Below are 25058 nucleotides of genomic sequence, written 5' to 3'. Positions count from 1 at the left end.
AAGTGTCCAAACTTAGGGGGCTAAGCCGAAAACGTTAAAATAAGCGGATTTTTTTCCGTTATTCTGCTTAAAATGCTTATTTATATGAGTTTTACAAGTGGTAGGCGGAATTGCTCCCCTTATTTTACCTCTAAAAGCGTCATTTCAGAAAATAAGCGGAATTTCTCCCGTTAAAAGCTTTAGGGAAGTGGAGGGGGCTCAATGTGTGGAAGATTTACCTTGACAGGTGATTTTGGGGAACTGTTGTTGAGATACTTGATTGAGGAGTGGGCAGCGCCTAAGCCCAAGCCAAGATATAACATTGCTCCGATGCAGATGATTATGGCAGTGGTGAATGATGGAGAGAAAAATCGGCTGGGACGTCTAAGATGGGGGCTCGTTCCATCCTGGGCAAAGGATGAAAGCATGGCCGGGAAGATGATCAATGCTAGGGCAGAATCTTTATTGGAGAAAGCTTCCTTTAAGAAGTTAGTAGATCGAAGAAGGTGTATTATTCCGGCTGATTCCTTTTATGAATGGAAAACTATGAATGGTAAAAAGCAACCTATCCGTTTTCAGCTTAAGGAGGGGGGCGTCTTTAGCTTTGCTGGCCTATATGATATATGGATCCATCCAGATCATGGGCAAAGAGTAAGTACATGTACGATCATTACGACCTCCCCTAATTCCCTAATCGCAGAGGTACACAACAGAATGCCAGCCATTCTTCAAAAACAAGATGAGCAGAAATGGCTGGACCGCCATAATACGGAGATAAAAGAAGTCATGAGTTTGCTTAGGCCTTATCCTGAGGGAGACATGGTTAGCTATCCTGTTTCATCTGTGGTAGGAAATGTAAGGAATGATTCACCTGAATGTATTGAAAGAGTGGAACTGTTGTACTAGTTGGGCTTGTAAAGGTTATTCTATTGAGAATAGCCTTTTTTGTTAGGATTTCAATAATCCATTGACAATGAATATCATGAAAGAAGAGTGATGTACAAATCCAAGGGCATCGAGAAAAGAAAAACCAACCACGTCCAGAGTATGTGATCAGCACGACTGTTAACATGTATGAAGTGAAGAGTGTGAAGAAAGGGTCTATAGCAAGGCCTCTCTCCATTTAGCTGCTGATTTGCGACGGTGAAATTAATTTTACCTATGGAATTAGAGGGGGTATAATCCAATTACAAGAATGTTTAGTTTTAAACATTGGTTTATCCCCGTTCCGGAATGAGGGAGAAGAATGAAGGTAGACGCAGAACAAGAACAACGAGAAGTGGATGTTAAAGGAGTGGGGAACAGTAGTGGAGCGTGTGTACCGCTTTATTGAAGAAAATAAAGAGATGTACATCGAGTGGCTGCAGAACTTATGTAGACAACCGAGTGTTTCAATTGAAAATCGGGGGATCGAAGAGGCTGCTCACCTTGTGAAAATGTATTTGCAGGATATAGGTGCCAAAGCTAATCTAATAGAAACCAAAGGCCACCCGATTGTTTATGGAAAAATCCATGAGGAGAAGGAAAGGACGCTTTCCTTTTATAACCATTATGATGTTCAACCGGAACATCCCATGGAAATGTGGGACTGTGACCCTTTCGCAGCCGAGATTAAAGAGGGGAAGTTAGTTGCTCGTGGTGCTGCCGATAATAAAGGAGCTTTAATGGCTCGTATTTGTGCGGTTCATGCTTACCAAAAGGTATATGGGCAACTTCCTATAAACATTAAGTTTATTATTGAGGGAGAAGAGGAATCGGGAAGTAAACAAATAAAAGAGTTGGCAAGGACTCAACCGGAACTATTTAAAGCAGACCTGTGTATCTGGGAAAATGGCATCAAGAACGAAGATGGTAGTTTTGAACTTAAGCTTGGAAATAAAGGAATATTATATGTTCAACTAGTAGCCAAAGGGGCAAATGTAGATTTACATTCTTCTAATGGGGCCATCATTGAAAATCCGGCATGGAGACTCATCTGGGCACTGAACACATTGAAAAACGCCAATGAGGAAATTTTGATAGACGGATTTTATGATCAAGTGCAAAAGCCAAACGAAGTTGAAAAACAGATTCTCGAAAAGATGGAGTTCGAAGAAGAAGAGACATTGAATCGCTTGGGTTTGAAGAACTTTGTTTTAAATTTAAAAGGAACAGAATTGAAAGAAAAGTTAATGTTTCAGCCGACTTGTACCATTTGTGGAATTCACTCCGGTTATACAGGCGAAGGATCCAAAACGGTGCTTCCTTCTGAGGCTAGAGTAAAGATTGATTTTCGACTTGTTCCTAATCAGGTGCCGAAAGAAATTCTTCAACTTTTAAGAGAGCACTTAGATCGCCATGGCTTCAGTGATATAGAGATTATTGCAAGAGAAGGGTCCTATGCTGCAAAAACCGATCCAGGACACCCTCTAGTCATGAAGGTAATTGAAGCGACGAAGAAGTTGCATGGGATTGAGCCTCGTATCATTATTATGAACCCTGGTTCTGGCCCGATGTATAACCTGTGTCAGCAATTAGGGATTCCTGCTGTGGGGTTTGGAGTAGGCAATCCTGATTCAAGAAAACATGCACCGAATGAGAATATCTTTATTCGTGATTACGTGGAGGGTATTAAAATGGCGGCTACGGTCATTCATGATCTGGCATAGATACTACATGTGTTGGAAGCGTATTACCCAGCTGATCCGCCAACGGGTTGCCATTTTCATACCCGTTGTTTATATGTTCAAGAAATATGCAGAACGCAATCACCTGAGCTGCTCCCGCAGGGGATGAATCAATACGCAGCCTGTCATTTCCCGTTATAGAATGGAGAGGGGTAGTTACGTATGGATCAGATAGAAAGATCAAATAAGAGCTTTCCTTTTTATCAATTTAAAGGAACTCATCGCGAGATCGGACGACAATATGGTGAGGTGTGTAGGGATTTGATCTTACAACATCTCCAGTTAGTGATGATACGATTAAAGTCCAAGTTCAATGTAGCGACACAACAACAAGTAGAGGAAGCAGCTCTGCAATATCGTTCTTACGTACTCGAGTATGCCCCCTTTTTAGACGAAGAAATTCAAGGCCTTGCAGAGGGGGCGGGTATCTCCCTAGGTGAGGCTTATCTTCTTCAAGTCAGAGCGGAGCTCAATCAAATCTTCCAAATCCAACACAATGAATGCACGACGTTTGCCGTTGCGGGTGAAGCGACAGCAGATGGAATTCCGTTAGTTGGGCAGAATGCGGACCTTCCAGCCTTTTATACAGACATAAGTGTGGTAATTGAACTTATTCCTGACAATGGTCCTGCTTGTTTAATGCTAACGCCAGCAGGCCAGGTATCTTATATTGGTATTAACGATTTAGGTATGGGAGTCTTTGCAAACTTTCTCACCTGTGAAGGCTGGAGATTGGGTTTTCCGAGATACATGTTATCTCGTTTAGCCTTAACTTGCGGAACGGTAGAAGAGGCCGTAACGATGGTAGAGAGAGTGCATCGGGCTTCTTCGAGGAACCTTATTATGTTAGATTCTCATGGAGGAATGGCCAATCTAGAAACCCTGCCAACTCGTACAGGAAGGATTGAGCCCACTAATGGGTTGCTAGCTCACTCTAATCATATTGTTGCAGAGGAATTGCTAGAAGAGGAAAGATTGATGGGGATTGAGTTGGAAAACTCTCAGGTCCGAATTAAACAGATGTATACCTTACTCTCTCAAAATCATGGGAAAATTAATGTGGAAGTAATGAAAGACATTTGTCGGGATCGTACCAGTTATCCTCATTGTTTATGCCAGATTCATGGAGATGAAGGCATGCAATCACCTGGAGATAAGGCTCCGGATATTATTACCTTTGCCTCATTTGTCGCTAAACCTAGCAAGGGTCGGGCTTGGATCGCCATGGGTCCTCCAGATCAATATGAGTATAAATGTTACGAGTTATCTAGAAATAATGTCAATCAATGGGTAGAATATAATATGTTAAACAAGTAAATTGGAATGTCTTCCCAAAACAGGACTTTTATCCTATAATGGGGATAAATCTATCTTATGGGGTGGTGCTGTTGGTGGGGTTGACTCGTTTTGTTAGAACATTAAATGATGAGACACTATTAGCATCATGTCGTGTAGCCGTTTTTTTAAAGTTAGAACCAGAATGGATTCAAGAGTATGTCCAAGAGATCCGGAGACGAGGATTAACAGAAGATATCACCATAGATCATAATGAGATTAAAACATCCTAAGGGATGTTTTTCTTTTACCTATGAAATGATTAGGAGGGATGATAGATGAAGACTATAGGTCTAATTGGAGGAATGAGTTGGGAGTCTTCTAAATTGTACTATGAGATACTAAACCAGGAGGTGAAAGAGAGATTAGGTGGCTTACATTCCGCCAAGTGTATGATGTATTCATTTGATTTTGAACCGATCAAACAGCTGCAGTTTGATGGAAAATGGGACGAGGCTGCTGAGCAGCTCAAAGACGCTGCGAGGAGACTCGAAAACTCAGGAGTAGATTTTATTCTTCTTTGCACCAATACGATGCATAAACTAGCAGAGCAGATTGAGTCAAATATTGGTATTCCATTCTTACATATTGCGGATGCCACAGGACAAGTCATTCAAAATAACGGATTGAAGAAAGTTGGTTTATTAGCTACGCGCTTTACAATGGAAGAACCTTTTTATAAGGAAAGACTCGAACAAAGGTATGGACTCGAAGTTATCATCCCTGGGGATGAAGATAGGAATATGATTCATGAGATTATTTATCAAGAGTTGTGCCGTGGGGAGATTAAGGAGAGTTCAAAGAAAGAATATAGAAGGGTGATACAACATTTGATTGAACAGGGCGCCGAAGGGATCATTCTCGGATGTACGGAGATCACGTTGTTGATTAAGCAGGAAGATTGCGAGGTTCCAGTCTTTGATACTACGTATATCCATGCCGTTCAGGCGGTAGAGTTTGCGTTAGAGAGTTAAAAAGGACCCGGTTGTGATTATTCACGAATAAAAGGAGTTTTTTCTGTTTTTTTACCGAAAAGTTCTGACAATTATTGAAGTATACTAGGTTTGAGAGTTCCATGTATGTGGCTCTCATTTTTTATATTTAGGAGGAGATTTGAATGGAAGCGTACAAACTGTTTTGCAAGAAAGTGGATGGAAAGGGGTGTATCTACGATGAACCTTAGTATGAATCATCCGCTGAGAAGGAGCCTAGTTAAGCAGCTTATCTTTATTGATGAGAATAGAATAGAACTTGTTAATCTTTATTTAGCAGCAACACGAGGAAAAGAAAAAGATTATGATTTCTTTGGTCGATATATTACAAAAATAGAAAGTTTTTTAAGAGACTTCGATAATCGTTTTTCTCCCAAGATGGATACGGTGTATATAGGTTGTGAGGTTTCTATTCTCTATAATGAGGAAAATGAGGAAGAAAAATTCACTATTTGTTTCCCTGATCATTCCAATCCAGATGATGGACATGTCTCCTTTCTTTCTCCTGTCGGAAGACAGTTGCTGTTAAGAGGAGTAGGCGAAACGTTAACTTTAACTACACCGCTTGCTGAGGTGGCGGTAACGATTAAAGACATTGAGTTCAAGCAATATTGTTAGGGGTTATCTCGTCTTACTATATGATATAGAAGGAGGAGATCAATCATGATGATAAGACCTATGAGAGCAGAGGATATGAATACGGTAGTGGACATTTGGTATCGGGGATCTATTCAGGCCCATGACTTTATTGAGCGAGAGTATTGGGAAGCTGGGAAAAAGGATATGTTGGAACAATACTTGCCCATGTCCATGACTTATATTCTTGAGGATGAGAATAGGAATGTCACAGGTTTTGTATCGATGGTTGATCAATATTTGGCAGCTCTCTTTGTTGATGTGTCTCAACAGAAGAAAGGTTATGGGAAACAAATATTAGCCTTTATTAAGGAAAAGTATGATGCTGTTCAGCTCAAGGTTTATCAAAAGAATTCGAATGCAGTTGAATTTTACAGGAAAAATGGTTTTAATATTAGAGAAGAGCTTATCGATGAAGCAACATCACAAGAAGAATTTTTGATGACCTGGGTTAAATTGGAGGATACTATAGAGGTATAGCACCCTGTGCAGGGGTGCTTGTCTTCGTTTATTATGATTTGCTGGAAAAACGTTTCATAACGAGAATTATTTCTTCTATAATGTTAAAATAAGTTTATCATGTTAAAATCAATGATCATTCAGATGACGATAAAAGGAGAGCTATATGACTGTTTTATCTATCGAGAATAAACGCATGGCTGAAATTGCCGAAAAGGTTGAGCATGGAGAACGTCTCACATTAGAAGACGGTCTTTTTCTGTATGAAACCGATGATCTGTTAACAATTGGACAACTCGCGAATAAAGTAAACCTAAGAAGAAATGGCAAGAAAGTTTACTTTATCGAAACGATGAGCTTATATTTCACCAATGTGTGCGAAGAGCACTGTGCTTTCTGTAATTTCCGTAAAGATCAAGGTGAAGAAGGTTCTTATACTTTAAGCGGGCAGGACATGCTTAATCAGCTCGAACGAACCTTCAATCCCAATATCCGTGAGTTCCACATCGTTGGTGGGCATAATCCAAATGTGGATTTTGGGTACTATGTAGAATCTTTGCGCGTACTTAAAGAGCATTATCCTCAAGTGGCTTTGAAAGCTTATACAGCAGCAGAAATTGAGTTTTTCTCCCGCATTAGCGGTCTGACTACAGGTGAGGTATTGGACAAGTTAATTGCTGTAGGTTTAGAATCCTTAACTGGAGGCGGTGCAGAGATCCTTACGGAAAGATACCGCAAAAAAATGAATGTAGGAAAAGCGACAAGCCAGCAATGGCTCTCGATTCATCGTGAAGCTCATCTAAAAGGACTAAAGACTCCAGCAACGATGCTTTATGGTTCTATCGAGACGAAGGAAGAACGACTTCAGCATATGTTGAGCCTAAGAGAAGTGCAAGATGAAACCAATGGTTTCCAAGTCTTCATTCCTCTTGCTGTGCAACCAATTAGTCAAAGCGCAGGGATCAAAAGAAGAACTTCCGCTTTTGATGATTTAAGAACGATGGCGATTAGCAGACTGATGCTAGATAATTTCCCACATATTAAGGCTTATTTCATTACGATTGGTACTCAATTAACCCAGATGGCTTTAACCTTTGGGGCTTCCGATGTGCATGGTACAATCATTCAAGAAAGAATCAGCCACTCAGCTGGTGCACTTACACCTGCTGGACTTACTCGCGATGAATTAGTGTGGTTAATTCAAGGGGCAGGACGAATTCCTGTTGAACGCGACACCCATTATAACGAAATTAAAGTATATTAATACATGATATCCATTTGGAGCAAGGCAAAAAAAAGAGCCTTGCTCTCTTTTGTGTCTGGAAAATAAATTCCAACGGATTCCAGTTAGATCTCTCCTTTGATTCTGTTACAATTTTGATAGCTTAGTAGAATTGAAAGGAGAATCTGTGTGAAAAAAGCAATCCTAGGATGGATCATGATGATGCTTCTCCTTCTTCCGTTCGATACAGGAGTTCAGGCGCAGTCTGCCCCAAATATAAATAATATGATCTATTTATATGGAGGATCCACTGAAACTTATATTCAACAGCTCTCTATTACGAACAATCAAGTAGGTACTCTGGTACCAGGTTATTTTGATATTGATGCTAATGGCAATCTAGTAGATCATGTGGACCCTGACTTTGTAAAATTTGCTCATGAGAATGGATATAAGATTACACCTTTCATTAGCAACCATTGGGACTATGAATTAGGGCAAATCGCGATGCAGAATCGAGTGGAACTAGCCACACAATTGGCGGATGCGGTGTTAATGCATAACCTTGATGGAGTAGACTTTGACATTGAAAACTTAAGTGAACATAACAGACAGGAGCAAACAGAGTTCCTGAAAATCTTAGTTGAGCGTCTTCGACCTCATGGTAAAACAGTGTCCATCGCGGTAGCGCCCGTTCAATACGATTCGACTCACGGCTGGTTTGGTTCCTATGATTTTGAGACGATTGGCCAGTTGGTAGATAAAGTATTTATTATGGCCTATGAGCAACATTGGCTAGGTGGATCACCTGGGCCTCAAGCGGGATTAGCCTGGACAGAAGCGACGATTCGCTATCTAACTGGTAAAATCCCAAAAGAAAAGCTTGTATTAGGGATTCCCTTCTTCGGCAGGTACTGGACGGAAGAAAGCAAGGGAAAGCCATTCACATTTGATCAAGCGGATGATCTTGTCCGTAAGAATGACGCTTATTTGGAATGGGACGATACCTACGAGACGACATTTGCAAAGTTTACAGATAAAGAAACGGGTTTAGAGTATGAGATTTGGATTGATGATGCGGATAGTCTCATGAAAAGAATTGAACTTGTCGAGCAATATCAACTTCTTGGTTGGGGAGGTTGGAGGATTGGTCAAGAAGATCCCCGGATTTGGGAGATGTTGAAGACGGAAACCGAGACAGCGCTAGAACCCGGGGTGAAGTACCCTGGGCAGGTGGGTTTGGGATTAGCAAAATAGGCGGAAAATTTCCGCCTATTTTTGCATTTTAAGACTCAAATCTCTAAAAAACGGAAACACTCCTGTTATCTACTCCACGCCGTTTGGTTTTGTTCATGACCAAAAAGACCAAAACAATTAGTTTAAGTTCAAAATATCAATGTCACAAAAAATTCAATTATACTGTGAGAAAGACAAATATTCATAAGCTTGCTATCGCTTACAAAAGATAAACAGGGGGGATTGAAAGTGGAAAAATCCATTATGAAGCAAGCATGGAATATGAGCTGGGAAGCTCATCATAAAGTAAAGCAGCTATTATTCTTTTCTTCGGCAGCACGAAACCCAAAGCAGACTTCATCAGAGGTTGTTGAGGTGAATGATGAAAACTCACCAGGGAAAAAGCCGCCCTATCAACCTTCTCAACTAATTGGTTTGATACTGGGTCCGCTTTTATTTGCCCTGACCTTAATGTTCTTTTCGCCTGAAGGTTTAGAGGCCAGTGCAAGAGCTGTTCTCGCTACTACCTTGTGGATTGCGGTTTGGTGGATAACGGAACCGATTCCTATCCCGGCTACGTCTCTACTGCCATTGATCCTGTTACCGATTACAAACGGTCTCGGTGGGTCCGATGTAGCTTCATCCTATGGTGATCCGATTATCTTCCTTTTCTTGGGTGGATTTTTAATCGCTATGGCCATGGAAAAGTGGAATTTGCACAAGCGTATCGCCATTATTATCGTTTCGATCATCGGTACGAGTCCAAAAAGAATTGTATTAGGCTTTATGCTTGCTACAGGTTTTCTATCCATGTGGGTGTCAAATACAGCAGCCGTTATGATGATGATCCCAATCGGTACGGCCATCACTTATCAAGCGATGTCAAGTGTTAAGAAGGCGCAAGGTGAAAGCGGTTCATTAAAGACATTTGAGAAAGCGGTTATTTTCGGGATTGGGTTTTCAGGAACGATTGGTGGTCTTGGGACGTTAATTGGAACTCCTCCGAATATCATTTTGGCGGCAACTATTCAAAAATTATATAACGTTGAGATTTCCTTTGCTTCCTGGTTGTTTTTTGCTGCACCGATTGCTTTGATCTTGATCTTCTTTACTTGGGTTTATCTCGTGAATGTGGCGTTTCCTGTGAAGATTAAGGAACTTCCAGGCGGGAAGAAGCTTATTGATGAAGAGCGCAATAAACTTGGAGTTATGAGCTTTGAAGAAAAAGCGGTATTATCCGTCTTTCTATTTGCAGCATTTATGTGGATATCCAGAACATTCTTATGGGTGGATATTATCCCTGGAATCAGTGATACGATGATTGCTATCGTGGCAGGGGTTCTGCTGTTTTTGATCCCTTCTAAAAAGGGTGGTAAGCTGTTGGACTGGAATGTATCCCGTGAGCTTCCATGGGGAGTTCTGTTACTCTTCGGTGGAGGACTAGCGATTGCTTCAGGCTTTAAAGAAACAGGCTTAGCTGACTGGATTGGTCAACAGCTTATTGTACTTGAAGGCATGAACTTTATCCTCATTGTTCTTCTGACTACGGCGTTGGTTTTATTCTTGACGGAGATCACGTCAAACACTGCAACAGCGACCATGATCTTACCGATCTTGGCATCGCTAGCTCTAGCCATTGGTGTACATCCTTTTGCATTGATGATCCCAGCTGCTATGGCGGCAAACTGTGCCTTTATGCTCCCAGTGGGCACGCCTCCGAATGCGATTATTTATGCGACTGAAAAGATCACAATACCTGAGATGGTCAGATCAGGATTCTGGATTAATATCTTTGCTATTGTGTTGATTGTAGGTGCGGTGTACCTAATTTTACCAGCAATCTTGGATATTAACTTGACTGTATTCCCAAGTGAATTCAAATAGATGCGAAGATAAATCGTTGTACTCCTAGAGTGCAACGATTTTCTTGTACTATAAAGAAAAGGGAGATAAGCGATGCGAAAGTGGAGTTTGCAAACCACAATCGTGATTTTAGTTTGTTTTGTGGTGATTTTGGCTCTTTTGGTTACCAATTTATTAGTCAGTCAAAAAATAGCGGGTTACGCGGAGGGGATCCAGGCGGAGAAGGCCAAAAATATTGCGAGGGTGGTCTCGCGTTCTCCTCATGTGGTTGAGGCTTTAACGGGTCAACGTGACCCTTCTACTATTCAAGACTTTGCAAATCATATTCTGAGTGGTACAGATGTGCAATTTGTAGTTGTCATGGATATGGAGGGACTCAGAAAATCGCATCCTGATCCGGAAAAAATTGGGGAGCCGTTTGTCGGCGGAGATGAGAACAGGGTTTTGCAGGGAGAGGAGTATACCTCTGTGGCCCAAGGAACACTGGGATTATCACTACGCTCCTTCAGTCCGATTTTTGACCCAAATGGTCAGCAGGTTGGAGCCGTAGCAGTAGGAATCACGCTCGCTGAGGTGGAATCGGCAATAGCAGAGGGCCGAATGACGGTCTTTTTAGGGATTGGACTTGGGGGGGTGGTTGGTCTTGTGGGTGCTTGGGTTTTAGCTAGACGGATTAGAAGGATATTATATGGGCTGGAACCTACTGAAATTGCCAAGCTATTAGAAGAACGGAATGTGATGCTTCAGTCGGTTAGAGAGGGAGTTATGGCTGTTAACACGGACGGAGTTGTTACCCTCGTTAATGAGGAAGCAATCAGACTTTTTCGGCAGGCAGGAGTAGAAGAATCCGTATTAGGCAAACACATCCAGGACCTCGTTCCTCACTCCGAGTTGTTGAAGGTGCTAGTTACAGGAAAGGCAAGATATGACCAAGAACAACATCTTAGAGGAGTCAGTGTTCTCGTCAATAGTGTGCCATGGCTTGTCAATGGAGTGAATGTCGGTGCGGTCGCCACGTTTCGTGATATGACGGAAATGAAATTAATGGCCGAGCAGCTGTCTGGTGTGAAACTTTATGCTGAAGCCCTAAGAGCGCAATCTCATGAATTTATGAATAAGATGCATGTCGTGCTAGGAATGATCCACATTGGTTTTTACGATAAACTAAAGCAATATATTCAGGACATTACCAATAATCAGCAATCAGAGATGGGACATGTCATGAGTAAAATAAAAGATCCAGTCATCGCCGGATTCTTACTTGGGAAGCTGGCCCATGCTAGGGAAAGAGGAATCGATCTTACCCTCATGAGTGATTCGTTTCTCCCTGAATTAAATAGATCAGAATTGACTCATGAAATGATTACCATTGCAGGTAATCTTTTGACCAACGCGTTCGAGGCTGTAGAAGAGCAGAAAGAAAGGCGGGTTGAAATTTTATGCCTTGTAGAAGATGGATTATTGCACATCGATGTATGGGATAGTGGGTCAGGAATTCCTGAAGAAATGAAAGAACAAATTTTGGAGAAAGGCTTTTCGACGAAGGGTGAGGAAGACAGAGGAATTGGTCTATTCCTTGTTAGTCGGAGCGTTGAGCAGTTGGGTGGCAGGATAAAGTTGGAGTCAAATAGGGAGAGCGGAACACGTTTTACGGTGGAAATACCTTTGGTAGGGGATGAGGTAAAGGAATGATCAAGATTCTAATTGTAGAAGATGATCCCATGGTAGCCGAGATTAATAAGCATTACTTAGAAAAATTACAGGGATTTGAGTTAACGGCTGTGGCTCGTTCGTTCTCTGAGGCGCTTGAGGTTCTTGAGTATGATGATATCGATCTCGTCTTACTAGATATTTTTATGCCTGGGAAGAACGGATTGGATCTCCTGGCCCAAATACGCAAAATGGGGATAGGAATTGATATCATCGTCATCTCCGCAGCCAGCGATATCCCAACAGTAAAGAAAGCGCTCCGGTTTGGAGCGGTTGATTATCTAATCAAGCCCTTTGAGTTTGATCGATTTGAGGCGGCGCTGCTGACGTATAAAGAAAGCCTAAGAATTATGGACAAAAAGCGACTTAGTCAAGAAGAGCTAGACCAGCATGTACTGTATAAATCGCCAGTGCAAGGTGCCAATGAACTACCTAAAGGCATATCCAAAATCACACTGCAATCCATGTGGGGAAAAATGGAGGAGCTGCAAGGCGGGCTGTTTACAACGGAAGAAATTGCTCAACAAGCCGGAATATCCAGGGTCTCCGCACGTAAGTATTTGCAGTTCTTGGTCGATCTAGGTGTATTGGACATGCAGTTAATCTATGGTTCGGTAGGCAGACCCATCTATAAGTACCAAGTCCACGAAGTCAAAAAGGAAGTTATAAAAGACTATATCTGAAGAAAAAGCCATCTTAGAAAAACTGCATGGTTGATCTTCCTTTCTTCTGGGCAAATCGAGATATATCCATAGCCTATGTCGAAAGGAGTTTGGAGGTCACGGTTGTAAATTTGGGCGTGCTCTACTAAAATATCAAACATGAACAATCATAAACCGACCGCACTGATGATGAAAACATTGTATTCGCTTTTGCTAGAGGTAGGAGAGGCGCCGGGTTCTTGGTTAGCTGACTTGACTCATGAAGAAGCGAAGGACTGGATTAACCAGCTTAAGCAGCAAGCGAAAAAAATTGCCAAAGAATGCTCCCATCCCTCTATGTTTGCGGAACGATCCATTAGAAGTATTGATACAAGCAGTGATAAAGAGCTAGATTGGATTGGCAATCAGTTAAGCCTCACCTATTTTGGACGTCCATGCAAGATTCCGATTGAATGGGATAAAACTTTAAAAAATGCTGCAGGGTATTTCTCATTTGATAAACGAACAAGAAAACCCTTGCGCATTGTGCAAAGCATGTGGCAGTATAATCAATTCGGAGCCCAGCATGTAATCGGGACACTAAAGCATGAGCTTGCTCATTACCATCTTTTTATGGAAGGAAAGCCGTTTGATGACAAGGATGTGGAATTCAAACGGGAATGTCAAAGAATTCATGCACCTTTATTTGCTATGGCAATGCATGAGGGTTTTGAGACTTTTTGCTCTTCTTGCCGGACTTATACAGGATTAGAGAAAAAACAGAAAGAAAAGTTAAAAAGTCGGTGCTGCAAGAGTCCTTTAGAGTTCGGCAATTATCTTTTGATTTTTCCTAATGGCTGGAGAGTGGAAGTGGAAAAGTAAAAAAGAGGTGAAAAGTCATGACAACCCCCGAATGGGATTATGGGAACATGGATATTTATTTATTTGACCAAATTCAAAAAGGACGATTTATTCCAGGGAGCCGTATTTTAGATGCAGGATGCGGGACTGGGCGCAATTTGATGTATTTCTTACAAAACTCCTTTGAGGTGTATGGGGTCGATTCTAATCCAAAAAATATGGATCACGTTCGTAGAATTGCGGAAAAGTGGGCACCAGCCGACCATTTTCGAGTGGAAGGGATTGAAAATTTATCCTTTCCAGCAAACTATTTTGATGCGGTGATTTGTAATGCAGTTCTCCATTTTGCACATAGCGAAGATCATTTTTTACAGTTGGTTAATGGGTTATGGGAAAGGCTTAAACCTGGAGGACTATGGTTTGCTAGATTAGCATCCACCATCGGGATAGAAAAGGAGATTATCCCTCTTGGGGGAGGTAGGTATCTCCTACCTGATGGGACAGAACGATTCTTAGTAGATGCTCATAGACTTATTCAGTTGACGGATCAATTGCAAGGAAGCTTTATTGAACCGATTAAAAGTGTACTGGTACACGAACAGAGAACGATGACCAACTGGGTGTTGAGAAAAACAAGGACATAAGGAGCGTAGAATATGATAACGGTAACGTTTAAAGAAGGTCAGAAGTGGAAGCTCGGACTTAAAACGGACAAGGGAATTCTCGACGTAGAACAAAGGATGGTACAACTTGGGGTGAATGGACCTATAACGGTACAAGAATGGATTGAAAAGGGAGATTCAATTCAGGAGATTGTAGATCTGTTGTTATCGGCCGAAGATCAGGAGCTTGAATTCCTTGATGAGTCGACTCTAGAATGGGGCCCATGTGTCACCGAACCGCAAAAGATTATTTGTGTTGGCTTAAATTATCGTCGCCATGCAGAGGAATCCAAAATGGCCATACCTGCCCAACCCATTCTATTTAGTAAATATAACAACGCGCTAAACGGTCATCTTGGGGATATTTACATACCAGACGGAGCTATGCAGTTGGATTATGAAGCGGAGCTCGCCATTATCATAGGAAAAGAGGCAAAAATGGTAGAGAAAGAGGATGCTCTTTCTTACGTTTATGGGTATGCTACGGCGAACGATGTATCTGCGCGTGACTGGCAGATGAAAAGTTCGCAATGGTTGCTCGGAAAGACGTCGGACGGATTCTGTCCTATAGGCCCATATTTGGTGAGTAAGGATGAAATTCCTAAGCCTAACAATCTGAAGATTCAAACTACGTTAAACGGACAGGTTCGCCAGAATTCCAATACCTCAGATATGATTTTTTACTGTGACGAGATTGTCAGTTATATTTCTAAACACTTTACGCTCCAGCCAGGTGATGTGATCTTAACAGGAACTCCAGAAGGGGTCATCTTAGGATATGAGGAATCTGAGCGTGAATGGCTAAAAGAGGGGGACGAGGTCTCCATCGAGATTGAGGGGTTAGGAAGACTGACAAACACGGTACGAGATTTAAAGGAGTCATAATCTAGACAGCTTAGCTGTCTTTTTTTTTTTCAATATTAATCTGTAGCAATTGGGATATTTTACTCTACTGTAAGCAAACTAATAAAAAAACAATTCAGATAGAGAAGCGGTGAGAATATGCCTAACTATGTTGAAGTTCTAAGAAGTATGTTTAATACGATTGTAGATGATGAGCCCAAGTTACCAATAAATATAATTGAAGCATCCTATTGTTGGCTCTACTACGGAATTGTAAAGGAAGCCCTATCATTTGAAGAAGCTGCGCTGAATACCACGACGGACGATGAGCTTAAAGGAATGATCCAAGATGCCATCAAGCTATGTAGTGATCACGCGAAAGAACTTGAACAATTAATGAGAAAAGAAGGAATTTCTTTACCACCCGTATCCGAGCCCAAACCCTATACGGACCCTAAAGAAATCCCATTAGGCGTGAAGTTGACCGATAATGAGATTGCGAACGGAATTGCCCTTAAGATGATTGCGATGTCCACAAACGCAAGTACAGCGGCTGCTCAGTGTGTTAGAACCGATGTTGGGGTTATGTGGGTTCAGTTTTTGAATGAAACTTTAGCGTACGGAATGACATTAAAAACCAAAATGCGGAAGAGAGGCTGGGCGAAGATCCCTCCAGCGTATGCTCCACCAGGAGTATAAAATGATGATGGATTAGTGGGGAAGGATGACGGTAAGCCATCCTTCTAAAAAACTACCCCAAAAATGAGATTAAGGTAGATCAATTAACATGATTTTTGCATTAGTATTTGCTTCAATTTTCAGTTCAGTTATTTCACTTATTCTTGCAGAATCGCGTTTCTTTAGTTGGTTTTCTCTGTTTAAGGTGACCTCCCCATCAATAACGAAGAAGAAGATTTTTCGGTTTAGTTCTTGGTTAAAGCTAAGGGACTGTCCGGCTTCTACATCGGAGAGGTAAAGAGTTAAATCTTGGTTGATATAAGCCGTATTCTCTGATTGGACTTGTTTAGATACAATCGGAAGCAACTGGTTCTTCATGGCTTCCTGATCATATGCTTTTTGCTCATAAGAAGGGGTGAGGCCTTTTTCCTCAGGCATAAACCACAACTGTAAAAAGTTTACTTCCTCGGTTTCCGATGGATTGAATTCAGAATGTACGACGCCACTTCCGGCGGTCATCCGCTGTATTTCCCCTGGACGAAGAACTTCTGATCCCCCTGTGCTGTCTTGGTGTTTTAATTGTCCTTTTAATACAATGGAGACAATTTCCATATCGCGATGAGGGTGAGCTCCGAAGCCTTGATTTGGGGCAACAAAATCATCATTCAGCACTCGAAGAGGACCAAAGTTCATGTTGTTAGGGTCATAATATTCACCGAATGAGAAACTATGTGATGTTTTAAGCCATCCGTGATTGGCGCTATATCGATTTTCTGATGGGTATACGGTTATCATTATGTCCTCCTATTTTTCCTTTATTTTTTCCAAAGAAATGAGTCTTAAGTACATATACATTTTTATATTTACTTACTTTTTATTATAAAACTATTCTTTTGTATAATAATTTGTCGCACTTGCTTCTGTCAAGTTTGTTTTGGCTGAGTGGTAAGGATTGCTTATTGAATTCTTCGGTTTAGGAGAAGATATACTTAGATTCCCTGGCGGAGGTATTCACTTACAATGACAAGCAACCTCACTCTTACTGCATCGGAAAATTTGAGTCTTTGGAACACCTATTTAACAGAGACGATGACATCGCATGTATCGAGGTATATGATGGCTCATGTCACCGATAAAGATGTTAAAAATATGCTGGCTTTTGCTACACAGATTTCTCAAGAAGGAGTGGACATGTCTGCTTCTGTCTTCATTAATGCTAACCATCCGCTTCCGCAAGGTTTTACTGAAGAAGATGTAGATATGAAGGGGCCTAAAGTGTATTCCGATGACCTGATTATCCTTATTAAGAGGAAACTGGTTCAAGATGCACTGGTTGTCAATACGATGTCACTAGGGGCTGCTACTCGACCAGATATTCGGGCTTTTTATGAGAAACAAATGGTGGATGGAAGCAAGCTGCTTAATATGATTTTGGAGCTTCTCTATAAGCGGGGCTTACACCATCCCTTACATATACCATTCCCTGAAACGGTTGAAAAGGTGAAGAGTTCATTCCTATTCTCTGCTGGCATATTTGAGGGAAATAGAGATTTGAATACCACTGAGTTATTCAATCTGGAACTTAATTTTCAATCCACCGTAGTCTTATCCGTATTCTTTAAGAGTTTTGCTCAATTTGAACTGATCAAGGAAGGAAAGTTGGCAGACCATTTTTTACGCGGGGCAAGAATAATGGACAAGCATCTCGAATTATTTCGGAATCGGTTAATGGAGAGTGGGATGCCTCAATTTCCTACATGGGAGAATGAACTAACCGATGCCTCCATTTCCCCATTTTCAGAGAAATTAATCTTGTTTAAGTCGGCCGTCATGCTCTCGGCTACAGCGGGCCGTTATGGAGTGGCAATTTCAACCGTACTCAGAAGGGACATTGGTTCAGATTTCTTGAGAGTAATGACGGAAACCCTAAAGTATGCTGAGGATACGATGAATCATATGGTTAAAAGAGGATATTTAGATCAGCATCCCATGGCAAGAATAACAGAATAACCAAAGGTAACCTCTAGTAGACTATCCTTTTGGTTATTTTTTTTGCTCCAGGTTTAGTCTGGTGTAGTGGGCTGCTAAATAAGAAATATATACCAATTATTAAGTAAATAGATTATTGTAGAGGTATATTATCACACGATTGAGGAGGTTCATCTTGGAGGGTCTAGACTCGTTATTATTAAATGTGCTTTTCCTCATTGTTTTTTTATTATTTATTCCCTTCTTAATAGAAAATAACGGTAAATTTACATCGTATGACTCTTACAAGAAAAAATGGGCAATCACCCTCACGGCAGGTATAGCCATTATTAGTTGTATATCGTTTCGTATCACGATTATTGAAGGATATAGTTTTGACTTGCGATTAATTGCCCTTATCATAGGCGGCTTATATGGTGGGTTTAAGGTTGGTATGATCTTAGCCATAATTACTGTAATCTATCGTTTTTTGGTCGGAGGCCTTGGAGCTTCTGCAAGTCTGATTGTGATGATTTTCAGTTTATTCCTTTTATTTTTTGCAGCTAAGAGGTTCCATCAGTATTCGAAGATAAAAAAAATCATGATAGGAACCGCTCTATCAGCAGGCATCACCTTATTTGCCATTTGTAATTCTATTTTTTTATTTGATGTTCCGCTTAATGGAGCGTTTATTGTTATGTATCTTACCATTACAATAGCGACCACAGCAGCGATTCTTTATACCTACGAATGGTTTCAGGAGACCATCTTAATTAACCAACGAGTACTTAAGGCGGAGAAGTTGGATGTTGTCAGTCATCTTGCTTCCTCCATTTCACACGAAGTTCGTAATCCTTTAGCCGTTATAAAAGGCTTTCTTCAAATGATGGAACAAACAGAACTTCCTCAAGCTAAGAGGAGAGAGTTTATAGGGATTTGTATTGAAGAAATTAACCGAGCGAATGAGATTATACGAGATTATTTAACTTTTGCTAAACCTGCTCCCGAAAACTTTGGTCTCTTGGATGTGTCACAAGAATTGCATAGAGCCATTAATATCATAACCCCTTTAGCGAACATGAACAGTATCGAGATCACGACTTGTATCGAACCCTGTTATGTAGAGGGGGACGCGCAGTTTTTTCAACAATGCCTTTTAAACCTGACAAAGAATAGTATCGAAGCGATGCCTGATAGCGGGAAGTTATCCATCCAGACAAAACGGGAGAAAGCTGAGCTTATTATTGTTATATCGGATACGGGAAAAGGCATGACACAGGAGCAGCTGTCACGTATTGGGGAACCTTACTTCACAACGAAGGGAAGAGAAGGAACGGGTCTTGGTATGATGGCTGCGATGAGAATTATTGATATGATGAACGGAAAATTAACAGTCACGAGTAAAGTAGAGGAAGGGACGAACTTTTATATTGCTTTACCAATAGTAGAAGTGGATACAACAGAGGAGAAGGAGGAATTAGTGGGCTAGAAGGGTTTCATTTCTTGACAGGTTTAGAGTGGAACCATAATATAATATTATTTATAGAAAAATAAAAAAAGAAAGAAGATAGGTTCGTTTTTGCTTGGGAGGAAATGACTGTGGCCATTTACAACTTAACTGATCAATTAATACATGAGCTTGGAAAACAAATCATTAATGGCGATTTAAAACCAGGGGATACGTTGCCCAAGGTGGAAGCGTTAAGTGAAATCCATGGGGTGAGCCGGACCGTGGTGCGTGAAGCTTACAAGGCCTTGGCTACGCGACGACTAGTCAAGTCGGTTCCAAAGTTAGGGACGATTGTATGTCCTCGATCAGAATGGCAGTGGTGGGATGCGGATGTATTAACTTGGGCGTCTAATGAAGGACTTAATCGAAACTTTTTACTTAAATTAAATGAAATTGGATTGGCCGTGGAGCCTGTGGCTGCTAAACTAGCAGCTAAGCATGCAACAGAAGAAGATATCAAGCATATGACTTATTGTTACAATCAGTTAGAGAAGTCTTTAGGTGATAAAGAGGCTTGGGCTGAAACGGATTACTATTTCCATAAGAGTATTTATGATGCCTCAAATAATGAGCTTCTCGTTAATATGATGCAGATGCTGTTCAAAGCACAATTAGAGTATCGTTATATGACTATATCCAGTATGAATAACATGCCAGACACGACGGAAAGATATTTAAAGCTACATAAGGATGTTCTGATTGCAATTTCTAGTAAGGATGAGAGAACTGCATATCAAAAGATGTATGAGTTGCAAGAAGAACTAGCGATCATCCTAACACAAACGGAAGACTAAATCCAATAAATCTATATTTTTTCAGCATTAAATCCCAAATTCTTATTGAATTTGGGATTTTTTTGTTTTTTGTAAATTTATGTTTTGAACTGTTGACAAAAATTAACTCTATAAGTATTATAATAATATAATAATATTTATTAGAAAATATAGAATAGTAAGGAGTGAATGAATAGTTTAATAAATTTTTATCTGTTTCTAGATCTATAAAAAAGAGATTATCCATACATAGGAGGGTTTATGAAAAAACAAATTAGGGATTTTCAAGTGAATGTGGAAGCAAGAGGATCAGGGGAAGCGGTTGTATTTGTTCATGGACTAGGAGGAGATCTAAACATCTGGCATAGCCAGGTGAATGTGTGTTCACGTTCTATGCGAACGATTACATATGATCTTCGTGGAGCGGGCAAGACGGACGTACACCCGCCTGAGTACTCTATTGATTTGCTAGTTGAAGACCTTAAGTCTGTTTTGGACAATGAGTCCATTGAGAGTGCTCACCTTGTCGCCCATTCGATGGGGACATTAATTGTCGAACATTTCGCTGTGAGATATCCAGAGGCCGTGAAGAGTTTGACCCTAGTGGGCGGATTTACTGAGCCACCGGAAGGAGCAAGGAAGGCCTTAGGTGATCGTTCCACGGTGGTTAGAGAGAAGGGGATGGAGGCTGTTGCGGATGCAATATTAGAGGGTGGTTTTTCCTCGTATACGAAACATTCCAATCAAGCGATGCTGGGGATGGTTCGGTCTCTGCTTTTAAGTAACGATCCAGAAGGTTATGCAGCCTTATGTAGGGCACTGGCAGATGCGAGATCCATCAAACATCAGGAAGTGAGTGTTCCCGTATTGCTCATCGTAGGGGATGAGGACAAGACAACGCCGTTGGCTATGTCTAAGGCTCTTTATAAGAACTTCCCTAATGCTGAATTAGTCGTGCTTCCCAATTGTGGACATTGGGCAACCCTTGAATCAGCAGATGAAGTGAACCGTGCGCTTCTCAAGTTTTATCATACCATCTAGTTTGGACTAGCATTCCATCTACACCTGAACGATCACAAGAGTACAGCAGAGGAGAATGTATATGTATCTTGCAACTTTTTTACATGACGGGCGATTGAAATATGGATTTAAGGCAAAAGGAGATTCTATCGTAGACGTGGTAGAAGCGGAGAGAGTGATTTATTCCCAATCTACTTTACCAGCCACTCTTCTAGAAGTGATTGAAAGTCAAACAGCAATGGATAGATTCAGAGAAATCAATGAGAAAGAAACAGAATGGGATGACCGTTATGTCATCCCGCTTAAAGAAGTAATCCTTCAAGCTCCTATTCCGACACCCAAGAGAGACATTATTTGTCTTGGACTCAACTATAGAGAACATGCTCTTGAATATACAACAGCTATGGAGGAAGCCAATGATCTTCCGAAGTATCCGATTGTGTTTACGAAGGCCACAACTACAGTGATCGGGACGGAGCAGAAAATCTACAGTCATCCTCATGTGACCAGTAAACTGGATTATGAAGCAGAATTAGCGATTGTAATTGGTAAAGAAGGAACAAACATTAAGGAAGAGGAAGCCTATGATTATATCTTCGGTTACACCATTATCAACGATGTTTCTGCTCGTGATCTTCAAAAACAACATAGCCAATGGTTTCTAGGGAAGAGTTTAGATACGTTTGCACCGATGGGACCTTTTCTCGTTACGGAAGATGAGATTGATCGTCCAGTCAAGTTGGATATTCAATGCCGAGTGAATGGGGAAGTCAGACAGAGTTCGAATACGGAACTTCTCATTTTTGATATCCCAACAATCATAAAAACTTTATCTGCCGGTATTACCCTCAAGCCAGGAGATATTATTGCCACGGGGACACCGAAAGGGGTTGGGCTCGGTTTTGAACCTCCGAAGTTCCTGAAGGAAGGGGATACGGTAGAAGTTGAAATAGAGAAACTTGGGGTGCTTAGAAATATCGTTTCCTAGTTTGGCCCTTTTACATTGACGAGGGGAGATAAAAGTCTCTCCTCTCTTATAAGAATACAGGAAGGACGGCGATAGATGATGTTGGATAAAGCGTTGTTAGCAAGAAATACCATCAGTTACACCGAAAAACAATTAGAAGCGATCTCTAAGGGATTTTGTCCTCACTGTCTACCCAAATATACCAGCTACCGCATTCTAAAAACGTATTTTGATGAGCATAGGAAAATGGACTTGCTTCACGTTAAATGTGATAATCTCGTCGCATGCGAGTGGGATGAACAAGTGCCTGCTGTTCGAGTGGACAATGGCTTGGAAGGGTTCTTTAATTCATAAATTTCCGTCTCATAAATTCAGAATATTTAATAAGTAAAAAATGTTTAATAGGTTATGAAACTTGTTTTTGGTTAAACGAGTGTTGAACATAGAAGATATTAAATACCAAACTTTGAAAGGGGTTTCATAAGATGAAAGCTAAATTGTTAAAGAATGGTATGCTGATTGACGGGACGGGTGCGGAAGCAAGACACGAAGTCGATGTCTTAATTGAAGGGAATAAGATTACAGCGATAGGAAACAACCTTTCGGTGCCTGATACCTATTCACCAGGTGAGATCGATATCCTGGATTTACAAGGTAAGACGATTATGCCAGGGATGACAGAGGCCCATACTCATTTTACTTGGCAGGATTCGATCTATATACAGGATATTGATTTTAAACCGATTGAGGAGACCATGATTGGAGCAATAAAAAATGCTGAAACGATGCTTAAGAGTGGCTTTACTTCTTGCGTAAGCGCGGCTGCTAGGGGTCGTGTTGATATTGCACTGCGCGATGCTATTAATCGTGGGCAGATCTTAGGTCCTCGTATGATGGCAAACGGAGCAGAAGTTTCAGCAACAGGAAGTTTTGTTGATCTTCATCCTAACCATGTTAGGGTGCACGGACTATCTTTCCTTGCTGATGGTGAAGATGAAGTAAGACGAGTAGTTCGAAGTCTATTTAAAGAAGGAGCAGATCTCGTCAAGCTTAATGTTAGCGGAGAGAGCTTAACGGCTCATGCTACAGGCGAGATGACACTCTACACTTACAAAGAGGTTAGAGCGGCAGTCGAGGAAGCTCATGCTCGTGGAAAAAGAATTTATGTTCACGCTAGATCTTCTGACTCTGTCAAAATATGTGTACAAGCCGGAGTGGATATTATCGGTCATGCGGATTTTATTGATGATGAAGCCTTTGACATGCTAGTCGATAATAAAGATCGCCTATTCGTCGTACCAGCCTTGAATTGGCTTGTCTCTACTCTTGAACACGGGGCTGAGTATTTTGGACAAGAGGCGATAGTTGCAACGGGCTATGAAGAAGGTTTGGAAATTGCTCTTCGTAATATGCATAGACTCTATCAAGCAGGGGTTCGCATTTTACCGGGAGGCGATTATGGGTTTAAATGGTGTCCACACGGTCAATATGCTCGCGATCTGGAGCACTTTGTCAAACTCGTAGGCATGACTCCTATGGATGCTATTGTATCCGCTACCAAATATGGCAGTCAAATTATGCAGATGGAAGACCAGCTTGGAACAATTGAAGTAGGAAAGCTGGCAGATATTCTTGTTGTGGATGGGAACCCGTTAGAAGATATCAGCGTTTTACAAAATCATAGCAAATTAAACGTCATCCTAAAAGATGGAGAGTATGTTGTTCGTACACTAGAGGTCAGCCACCTAGAAGAACGCGCAGCAGTTTAGGGGGAAAGAGGCTTTTTAGGTCACATACATTAAGACTATTTTAAGAGGGTGCCCCTTAGGAGTCGGTTTTGCGACATTTTTGGGCAACCCTCTTTTTCTTCACATTTACCAAAATGAACAAAGAGGTCACACATGACAATGACGATACTTTATTGTTTTCGAAATCGAATAGGGCAATCTGAAAAAATGATGAGGGCTCAGATTGAGGACAAAGAGATGGAGGTTTCGATACATCCAACATCCTGTATGAAGTTATGCGTTTTTTGTGAAAAGCTGAATGTTGCTATCGTTAATCGCGAGGTTGTCATGGATAAGGATGAAGCCAAGTTTATGGAAAGAATTCTAGAGAGGCTAGAGTAGTTAGAATGGAGTCGTTAAGCAAGTGAATAAAAGGGATGAGAAGGTTTTTACTTCAGCGGATCAAACTAAGACGAACGAAGATATAAAAAATCAAAGAGAGTCGTCTTATACGGCTAGAATAGCTCAAAAGACTCGAGTTCGGGGAAGAAATCCCATTAAAAAATATGGATATTAGTGTTCAGATTTTAACAAAAGCTTGGTTAACGCCAAGTTTTTTTGTTTTTTGAAACATTTTAGTAAAAATTTACGTCCTTCAATAGTGATAATTGGAAAAGGGGTGATGAAAATGAAGATGCCCAGCAAGCTGTTTCATTTACTTATTTGGCTTACGGTCATTCTCGCGGGCTGCAGTGCTCAAACTTCAAGCAAGCAGGTGGAACTTTCCCTCGAAGAAGCGCTTCAAATGATACAACAGGCAAGTCTTCTTGATTACTCTTTCTATGCGGAGCCTCGCACGAGGGAAGAATCCTATGATCACTTTAAAAAATATTATACGAACCATTATATCGATAAGATCGTTTTGGGCACCGGGAACTTAAAAGAAGAAGGGGATAAATGGAGTTTTGCTTACGAAGGTGGCGAGTTGGTGGAGGGTTCTTTCATCAATACTATCTATGAAGAATCCTCTGAATTGAAGACAACGGAGGACTTACGTGTGGTAAAACTGATCAATCACATCGGCGATGGACTGTATGCTCCACACAGGGAAATCATTACCTTTGTGCACACGGATAAAGGTTGGAAAATAGATGATCTTGTTTGGGATAAGTGAGAGTGACTGGCAAGCAAGATGGATAAGCGTAAAATTTCCCCTTATTTTCGAAAAAGGCTTTAAAAAGCTGAGAATAGGGGAATTTTTTTCTCTTAAGTACCCTAAAACGGCTTAGCCCCCTAAGTTTGGACACTTT

At 41.0% G+C, this 25058-nt stretch carries 26 protein-coding genes; 25 read left to right on the top strand and 1 reads right to left on the bottom strand.

Annotation, left to right across the window (positions count from 1 at the left end):
• Positions 1 to 201 precede the first annotated feature (201 nt).
• The 16 genes from EIZ39_RS25165 (at position 202) to EIZ39_RS25085 (ending at position 15804) form a co-directional block, all read left to right on the top strand.
• Complete coding sequence (locus tag EIZ39_RS25165; RefSeq protein ID WP_129204147.1) at positions 202 to 885, top strand: SOS response-associated peptidase; 684 nt, start codon at positions 202 to 204, stop codon at positions 883 to 885.
• A 377-nt stretch (positions 886 to 1262) separates the two neighbouring features.
• A complete protein-coding gene (locus EIZ39_RS25160) occupies positions 1263 to 2627 on the top strand; it encodes a M20/M25/M40 family metallo-hydrolase (RefSeq protein ID WP_240675941.1) in 1365 nt (454 codons plus the stop codon).
• A 180-nt stretch (positions 2628 to 2807) separates the two neighbouring features.
• Positions 2808 to 3962, top strand: coding sequence for a C45 family autoproteolytic acyltransferase/hydrolase (locus EIZ39_RS25150; RefSeq protein WP_129204145.1), 1155 nt, complete (start codon positions 2808 to 2810; stop codon positions 3960 to 3962).
• 74 nt (positions 3963 to 4036) lie between these two features.
• Entirely contained in the window at positions 4037 to 4213 is a 177-nt protein-coding gene (sda, locus tag EIZ39_RS25145; RefSeq protein ID WP_164985335.1) for a sporulation histidine kinase inhibitor Sda, read from the top strand.
• A 45-nt stretch (positions 4214 to 4258) separates the two neighbouring features.
• Positions 4259 to 4954 carry an aspartate/glutamate racemase family protein gene (locus EIZ39_RS25140; protein ID WP_129204141.1) on the top strand — a complete coding sequence of 232 codons (696 nt, stop codon included), beginning with the start codon at positions 4259 to 4261 and terminating at the stop codon, positions 4952 to 4954.
• Between the two features lie 198 nt (positions 4955 to 5152).
• A complete protein-coding gene (locus EIZ39_RS25135; RefSeq protein ID WP_164985334.1) occupies positions 5153 to 5590 on the top strand; it encodes a GreA/GreB family elongation factor in 438 nt (145 codons plus the stop codon).
• 45 nt (positions 5591 to 5635) lie between these two features.
• Positions 5636 to 6088 (top strand): N-acetyltransferase, encoded by a 453-nt coding sequence (locus EIZ39_RS25130; RefSeq protein WP_129204137.1) that lies wholly within the window; start codon positions 5636 to 5638, stop codon positions 6086 to 6088.
• Positions 6089 to 6233: 145 nt separating this feature from the next.
• Positions 6234 to 7331, top strand: coding sequence for an aminofutalosine synthase MqnE (gene mqnE, locus EIZ39_RS25125; protein ID WP_129204135.1), 1098 nt, complete (start codon positions 6234 to 6236; stop codon positions 7329 to 7331).
• Positions 7332 to 7478: 147 nt separating this feature from the next.
• The gene (locus EIZ39_RS25120; RefSeq protein ID WP_129204133.1) at positions 7479 to 8546 is read left to right on the top strand and encodes a glycosyl hydrolase family 18 protein; all 1068 of its coding nucleotides are present in this window, start codon (positions 7479 to 7481) and stop codon (positions 8544 to 8546) included.
• A gap of 243 nt (positions 8547 to 8789) precedes the next feature.
• On the top strand, positions 8790 to 10409 hold the full coding sequence (locus EIZ39_RS25115; RefSeq protein WP_129204149.1) for an SLC13 family permease: 1620 nt from the start codon (positions 8790 to 8792) through the stop codon (positions 10407 to 10409).
• Between the two features lie 72 nt (positions 10410 to 10481).
• Entirely contained in the window at positions 10482 to 12080 is a 1599-nt protein-coding gene (gene dcuS / locus EIZ39_RS25110) for a DcuS/MalK family sensor histidine kinase (RefSeq protein WP_129204131.1), read from the top strand.
• Positions 12077 to 12781: a response regulator gene (locus EIZ39_RS25105; RefSeq protein ID WP_129204128.1), complete on the top strand. Its 705-nt coding sequence runs from the start codon at positions 12077 to 12079 to the stop codon at positions 12779 to 12781. Before dcuS ends, EIZ39_RS25105 begins: the two co-directional genes overlap by 4 nt.
• Before the next feature lie 138 nt (positions 12782 to 12919).
• Positions 12920 to 13621, top strand: a complete 702-nt coding sequence (locus tag EIZ39_RS25100; protein ID WP_129204126.1) for a SprT-like domain-containing protein — start codon at positions 12920 to 12922, stop codon at positions 13619 to 13621.
• A gap of 17 nt (positions 13622 to 13638) precedes the next feature.
• Positions 13639 to 14244 carry a class I SAM-dependent methyltransferase gene (locus tag EIZ39_RS25095; RefSeq protein WP_129204124.1) on the top strand — a complete coding sequence of 202 codons (606 nt, stop codon included), beginning with the start codon at positions 13639 to 13641 and terminating at the stop codon, positions 14242 to 14244.
• 12 nt (positions 14245 to 14256) lie between these two features.
• Positions 14257 to 15147 (top strand): fumarylacetoacetate hydrolase family protein, encoded by an 891-nt coding sequence (locus EIZ39_RS25090; protein ID WP_129204122.1) that lies wholly within the window; start codon positions 14257 to 14259, stop codon positions 15145 to 15147.
• Positions 15148 to 15264: 117 nt separating this feature from the next.
• Positions 15265 to 15804, top strand: a complete 540-nt coding sequence (locus EIZ39_RS25085; protein ID WP_129204120.1) for a DUF3231 family protein — start codon at positions 15265 to 15267, stop codon at positions 15802 to 15804.
• 69 nt (positions 15805 to 15873) lie between these two features.
• Here EIZ39_RS25085 and EIZ39_RS25080 read toward each other — a convergent pair whose 3' ends face one another.
• Positions 15874 to 16578 carry a pirin family protein gene (locus EIZ39_RS25080; RefSeq protein WP_129204118.1) on the bottom strand — a complete coding sequence of 235 codons (705 nt, stop codon included), beginning with the start codon at positions 16576 to 16578 and terminating at the stop codon, positions 15874 to 15876.
• Positions 16579 to 16803: 225 nt separating this feature from the next.
• Here EIZ39_RS25080 and EIZ39_RS25075 point away from each other — a divergent pair, with 225 nt between their 5' ends.
• The 9 genes from EIZ39_RS25075 (at position 16804) to EIZ39_RS25035 (ending at position 24922) form a co-directional block, all read left to right on the top strand.
• On the top strand, positions 16804 to 17793 hold the full coding sequence (locus EIZ39_RS25075; RefSeq protein WP_129204116.1) for a DUF3231 family protein: 990 nt from the start codon (positions 16804 to 16806) through the stop codon (positions 17791 to 17793).
• Positions 17794 to 17947: 154 nt separating this feature from the next.
• The gene (locus EIZ39_RS25070) at positions 17948 to 19240 is read left to right on the top strand and encodes an ATP-binding protein (protein ID WP_129204114.1); all 1293 of its coding nucleotides are present in this window, start codon (positions 17948 to 17950) and stop codon (positions 19238 to 19240) included.
• 110 nt (positions 19241 to 19350) lie between these two features.
• Complete coding sequence (locus EIZ39_RS25065; protein WP_164985333.1) at positions 19351 to 20055, top strand: FadR/GntR family transcriptional regulator; 705 nt, start codon at positions 19351 to 19353, stop codon at positions 20053 to 20055.
• A 240-nt stretch (positions 20056 to 20295) separates the two neighbouring features.
• Positions 20296 to 21075 carry an alpha/beta fold hydrolase gene (locus tag EIZ39_RS25060; RefSeq protein WP_129204110.1) on the top strand — a complete coding sequence of 260 codons (780 nt, stop codon included), beginning with the start codon at positions 20296 to 20298 and terminating at the stop codon, positions 21073 to 21075.
• Positions 21076 to 21136: 61 nt separating this feature from the next.
• Positions 21137 to 22042 (top strand): fumarylacetoacetate hydrolase family protein, encoded by a 906-nt coding sequence (locus tag EIZ39_RS25055; RefSeq protein WP_129204108.1) that lies wholly within the window; start codon positions 21137 to 21139, stop codon positions 22040 to 22042.
• Between the two features lie 75 nt (positions 22043 to 22117).
• The gene (locus EIZ39_RS25050) at positions 22118 to 22375 is read left to right on the top strand and encodes a hypothetical protein (protein WP_129204106.1); all 258 of its coding nucleotides are present in this window, start codon (positions 22118 to 22120) and stop codon (positions 22373 to 22375) included.
• 131 nt (positions 22376 to 22506) lie between these two features.
• On the top strand, positions 22507 to 23790 hold the full coding sequence (locus EIZ39_RS25045; protein ID WP_129204104.1) for a metal-dependent hydrolase family protein: 1284 nt from the start codon (positions 22507 to 22509) through the stop codon (positions 23788 to 23790).
• Positions 23791 to 23922: 132 nt separating this feature from the next.
• Positions 23923 to 24150 (top strand): DUF1450 domain-containing protein, encoded by a 228-nt coding sequence (locus EIZ39_RS25040; protein ID WP_129204102.1) that lies wholly within the window; start codon positions 23923 to 23925, stop codon positions 24148 to 24150.
• 286 nt (positions 24151 to 24436) lie between these two features.
• Positions 24437 to 24922, top strand: a complete 486-nt coding sequence (locus EIZ39_RS25035; RefSeq protein WP_129204100.1) for a hypothetical protein — start codon at positions 24437 to 24439, stop codon at positions 24920 to 24922.
• Positions 24923 to 25058 lie beyond the last annotated feature (136 nt).

Source organism: Ammoniphilus sp. CFH 90114, from assembly GCF_004123195.1.
GTDB lineage: Bacteria > Bacillota > Bacilli > Aneurinibacillales > RAOX-1 > YIM-78166.
The sequence above is the reverse complement of the archived record's forward strand: the minus strand, read 5'-3'. Positions and strand labels throughout refer to the sequence as shown.

Coding starts and splice junctions, on each gene's coding strand:
- EIZ39_RS25035 (WP_129204100.1), top strand. CDS start 24,437: ATGAAGATGCCCAGCAAGCTGTTTCATTTACTTATTTGGCTTACGGTC.
- EIZ39_RS25135 (WP_164985334.1), top strand. CDS start 5,153: ATGAACCTTAGTATGAATCATCCGCTGAGAAGGAGCCTAGTTAAGCAG.
- EIZ39_RS25085 (WP_129204120.1), top strand. CDS start 15,265: ATGCCTAACTATGTTGAAGTTCTAAGAAGTATGTTTAATACGATTGTA.
- EIZ39_RS25055 (WP_129204108.1), top strand. CDS start 21,137: ATGTATCTTGCAACTTTTTTACATGACGGGCGATTGAAATATGGATTT.
- EIZ39_RS25150 (WP_129204145.1), top strand. CDS start 2,808: ATGGATCAGATAGAAAGATCAAATAAGAGCTTTCCTTTTTATCAATTT.
- EIZ39_RS25140 (WP_129204141.1), top strand. CDS start 4,259: ATGAAGACTATAGGTCTAATTGGAGGAATGAGTTGGGAGTCTTCTAAA.
- EIZ39_RS25115 (WP_129204149.1), top strand. CDS start 8,790: ATGAAGCAAGCATGGAATATGAGCTGGGAAGCTCATCATAAAGTAAAG.
- EIZ39_RS25090 (WP_129204122.1), top strand. CDS start 14,257: ATGATAACGGTAACGTTTAAAGAAGGTCAGAAGTGGAAGCTCGGACTT.
- EIZ39_RS25080 (WP_129204118.1), bottom strand. CDS start 16,578: ATGATAACCGTATACCCATCAGAAAATCGATATAGCGCCAATCACGGA.
- dcuS (WP_129204131.1), top strand. CDS start 10,482: ATGCGAAAGTGGAGTTTGCAAACCACAATCGTGATTTTAGTTTGTTTT.
- EIZ39_RS25060 (WP_129204110.1), top strand. CDS start 20,296: ATGAAAAAACAAATTAGGGATTTTCAAGTGAATGTGGAAGCAAGAGGA.
- EIZ39_RS25130 (WP_129204137.1), top strand. CDS start 5,636: ATGATGATAAGACCTATGAGAGCAGAGGATATGAATACGGTAGTGGAC.
- EIZ39_RS25105 (WP_129204128.1), top strand. CDS start 12,077: ATGATCAAGATTCTAATTGTAGAAGATGATCCCATGGTAGCCGAGATT.
- EIZ39_RS25040 (WP_129204102.1), top strand. CDS start 23,923: ATGACAATGACGATACTTTATTGTTTTCGAAATCGAATAGGGCAATCT.
- EIZ39_RS25165 (WP_129204147.1), top strand. CDS start 202: ATGTGTGGAAGATTTACCTTGACAGGTGATTTTGGGGAACTGTTGTTG.
- EIZ39_RS25095 (WP_129204124.1), top strand. CDS start 13,639: ATGACAACCCCCGAATGGGATTATGGGAACATGGATATTTATTTATTT.
- EIZ39_RS25100 (WP_129204126.1), top strand. CDS start 12,920: ATGAACAATCATAAACCGACCGCACTGATGATGAAAACATTGTATTCG.
- EIZ39_RS25075 (WP_129204116.1), top strand. CDS start 16,804: ATGACAAGCAACCTCACTCTTACTGCATCGGAAAATTTGAGTCTTTGG.
- EIZ39_RS25045 (WP_129204104.1), top strand. CDS start 22,507: ATGAAAGCTAAATTGTTAAAGAATGGTATGCTGATTGACGGGACGGGT.
- EIZ39_RS25160 (WP_240675941.1), top strand. CDS start 1,263: ATGTTAAAGGAGTGGGGAACAGTAGTGGAGCGTGTGTACCGCTTTATT.
- EIZ39_RS25050 (WP_129204106.1), top strand. CDS start 22,118: ATGATGTTGGATAAAGCGTTGTTAGCAAGAAATACCATCAGTTACACC.
- mqnE (WP_129204135.1), top strand. CDS start 6,234: ATGACTGTTTTATCTATCGAGAATAAACGCATGGCTGAAATTGCCGAA.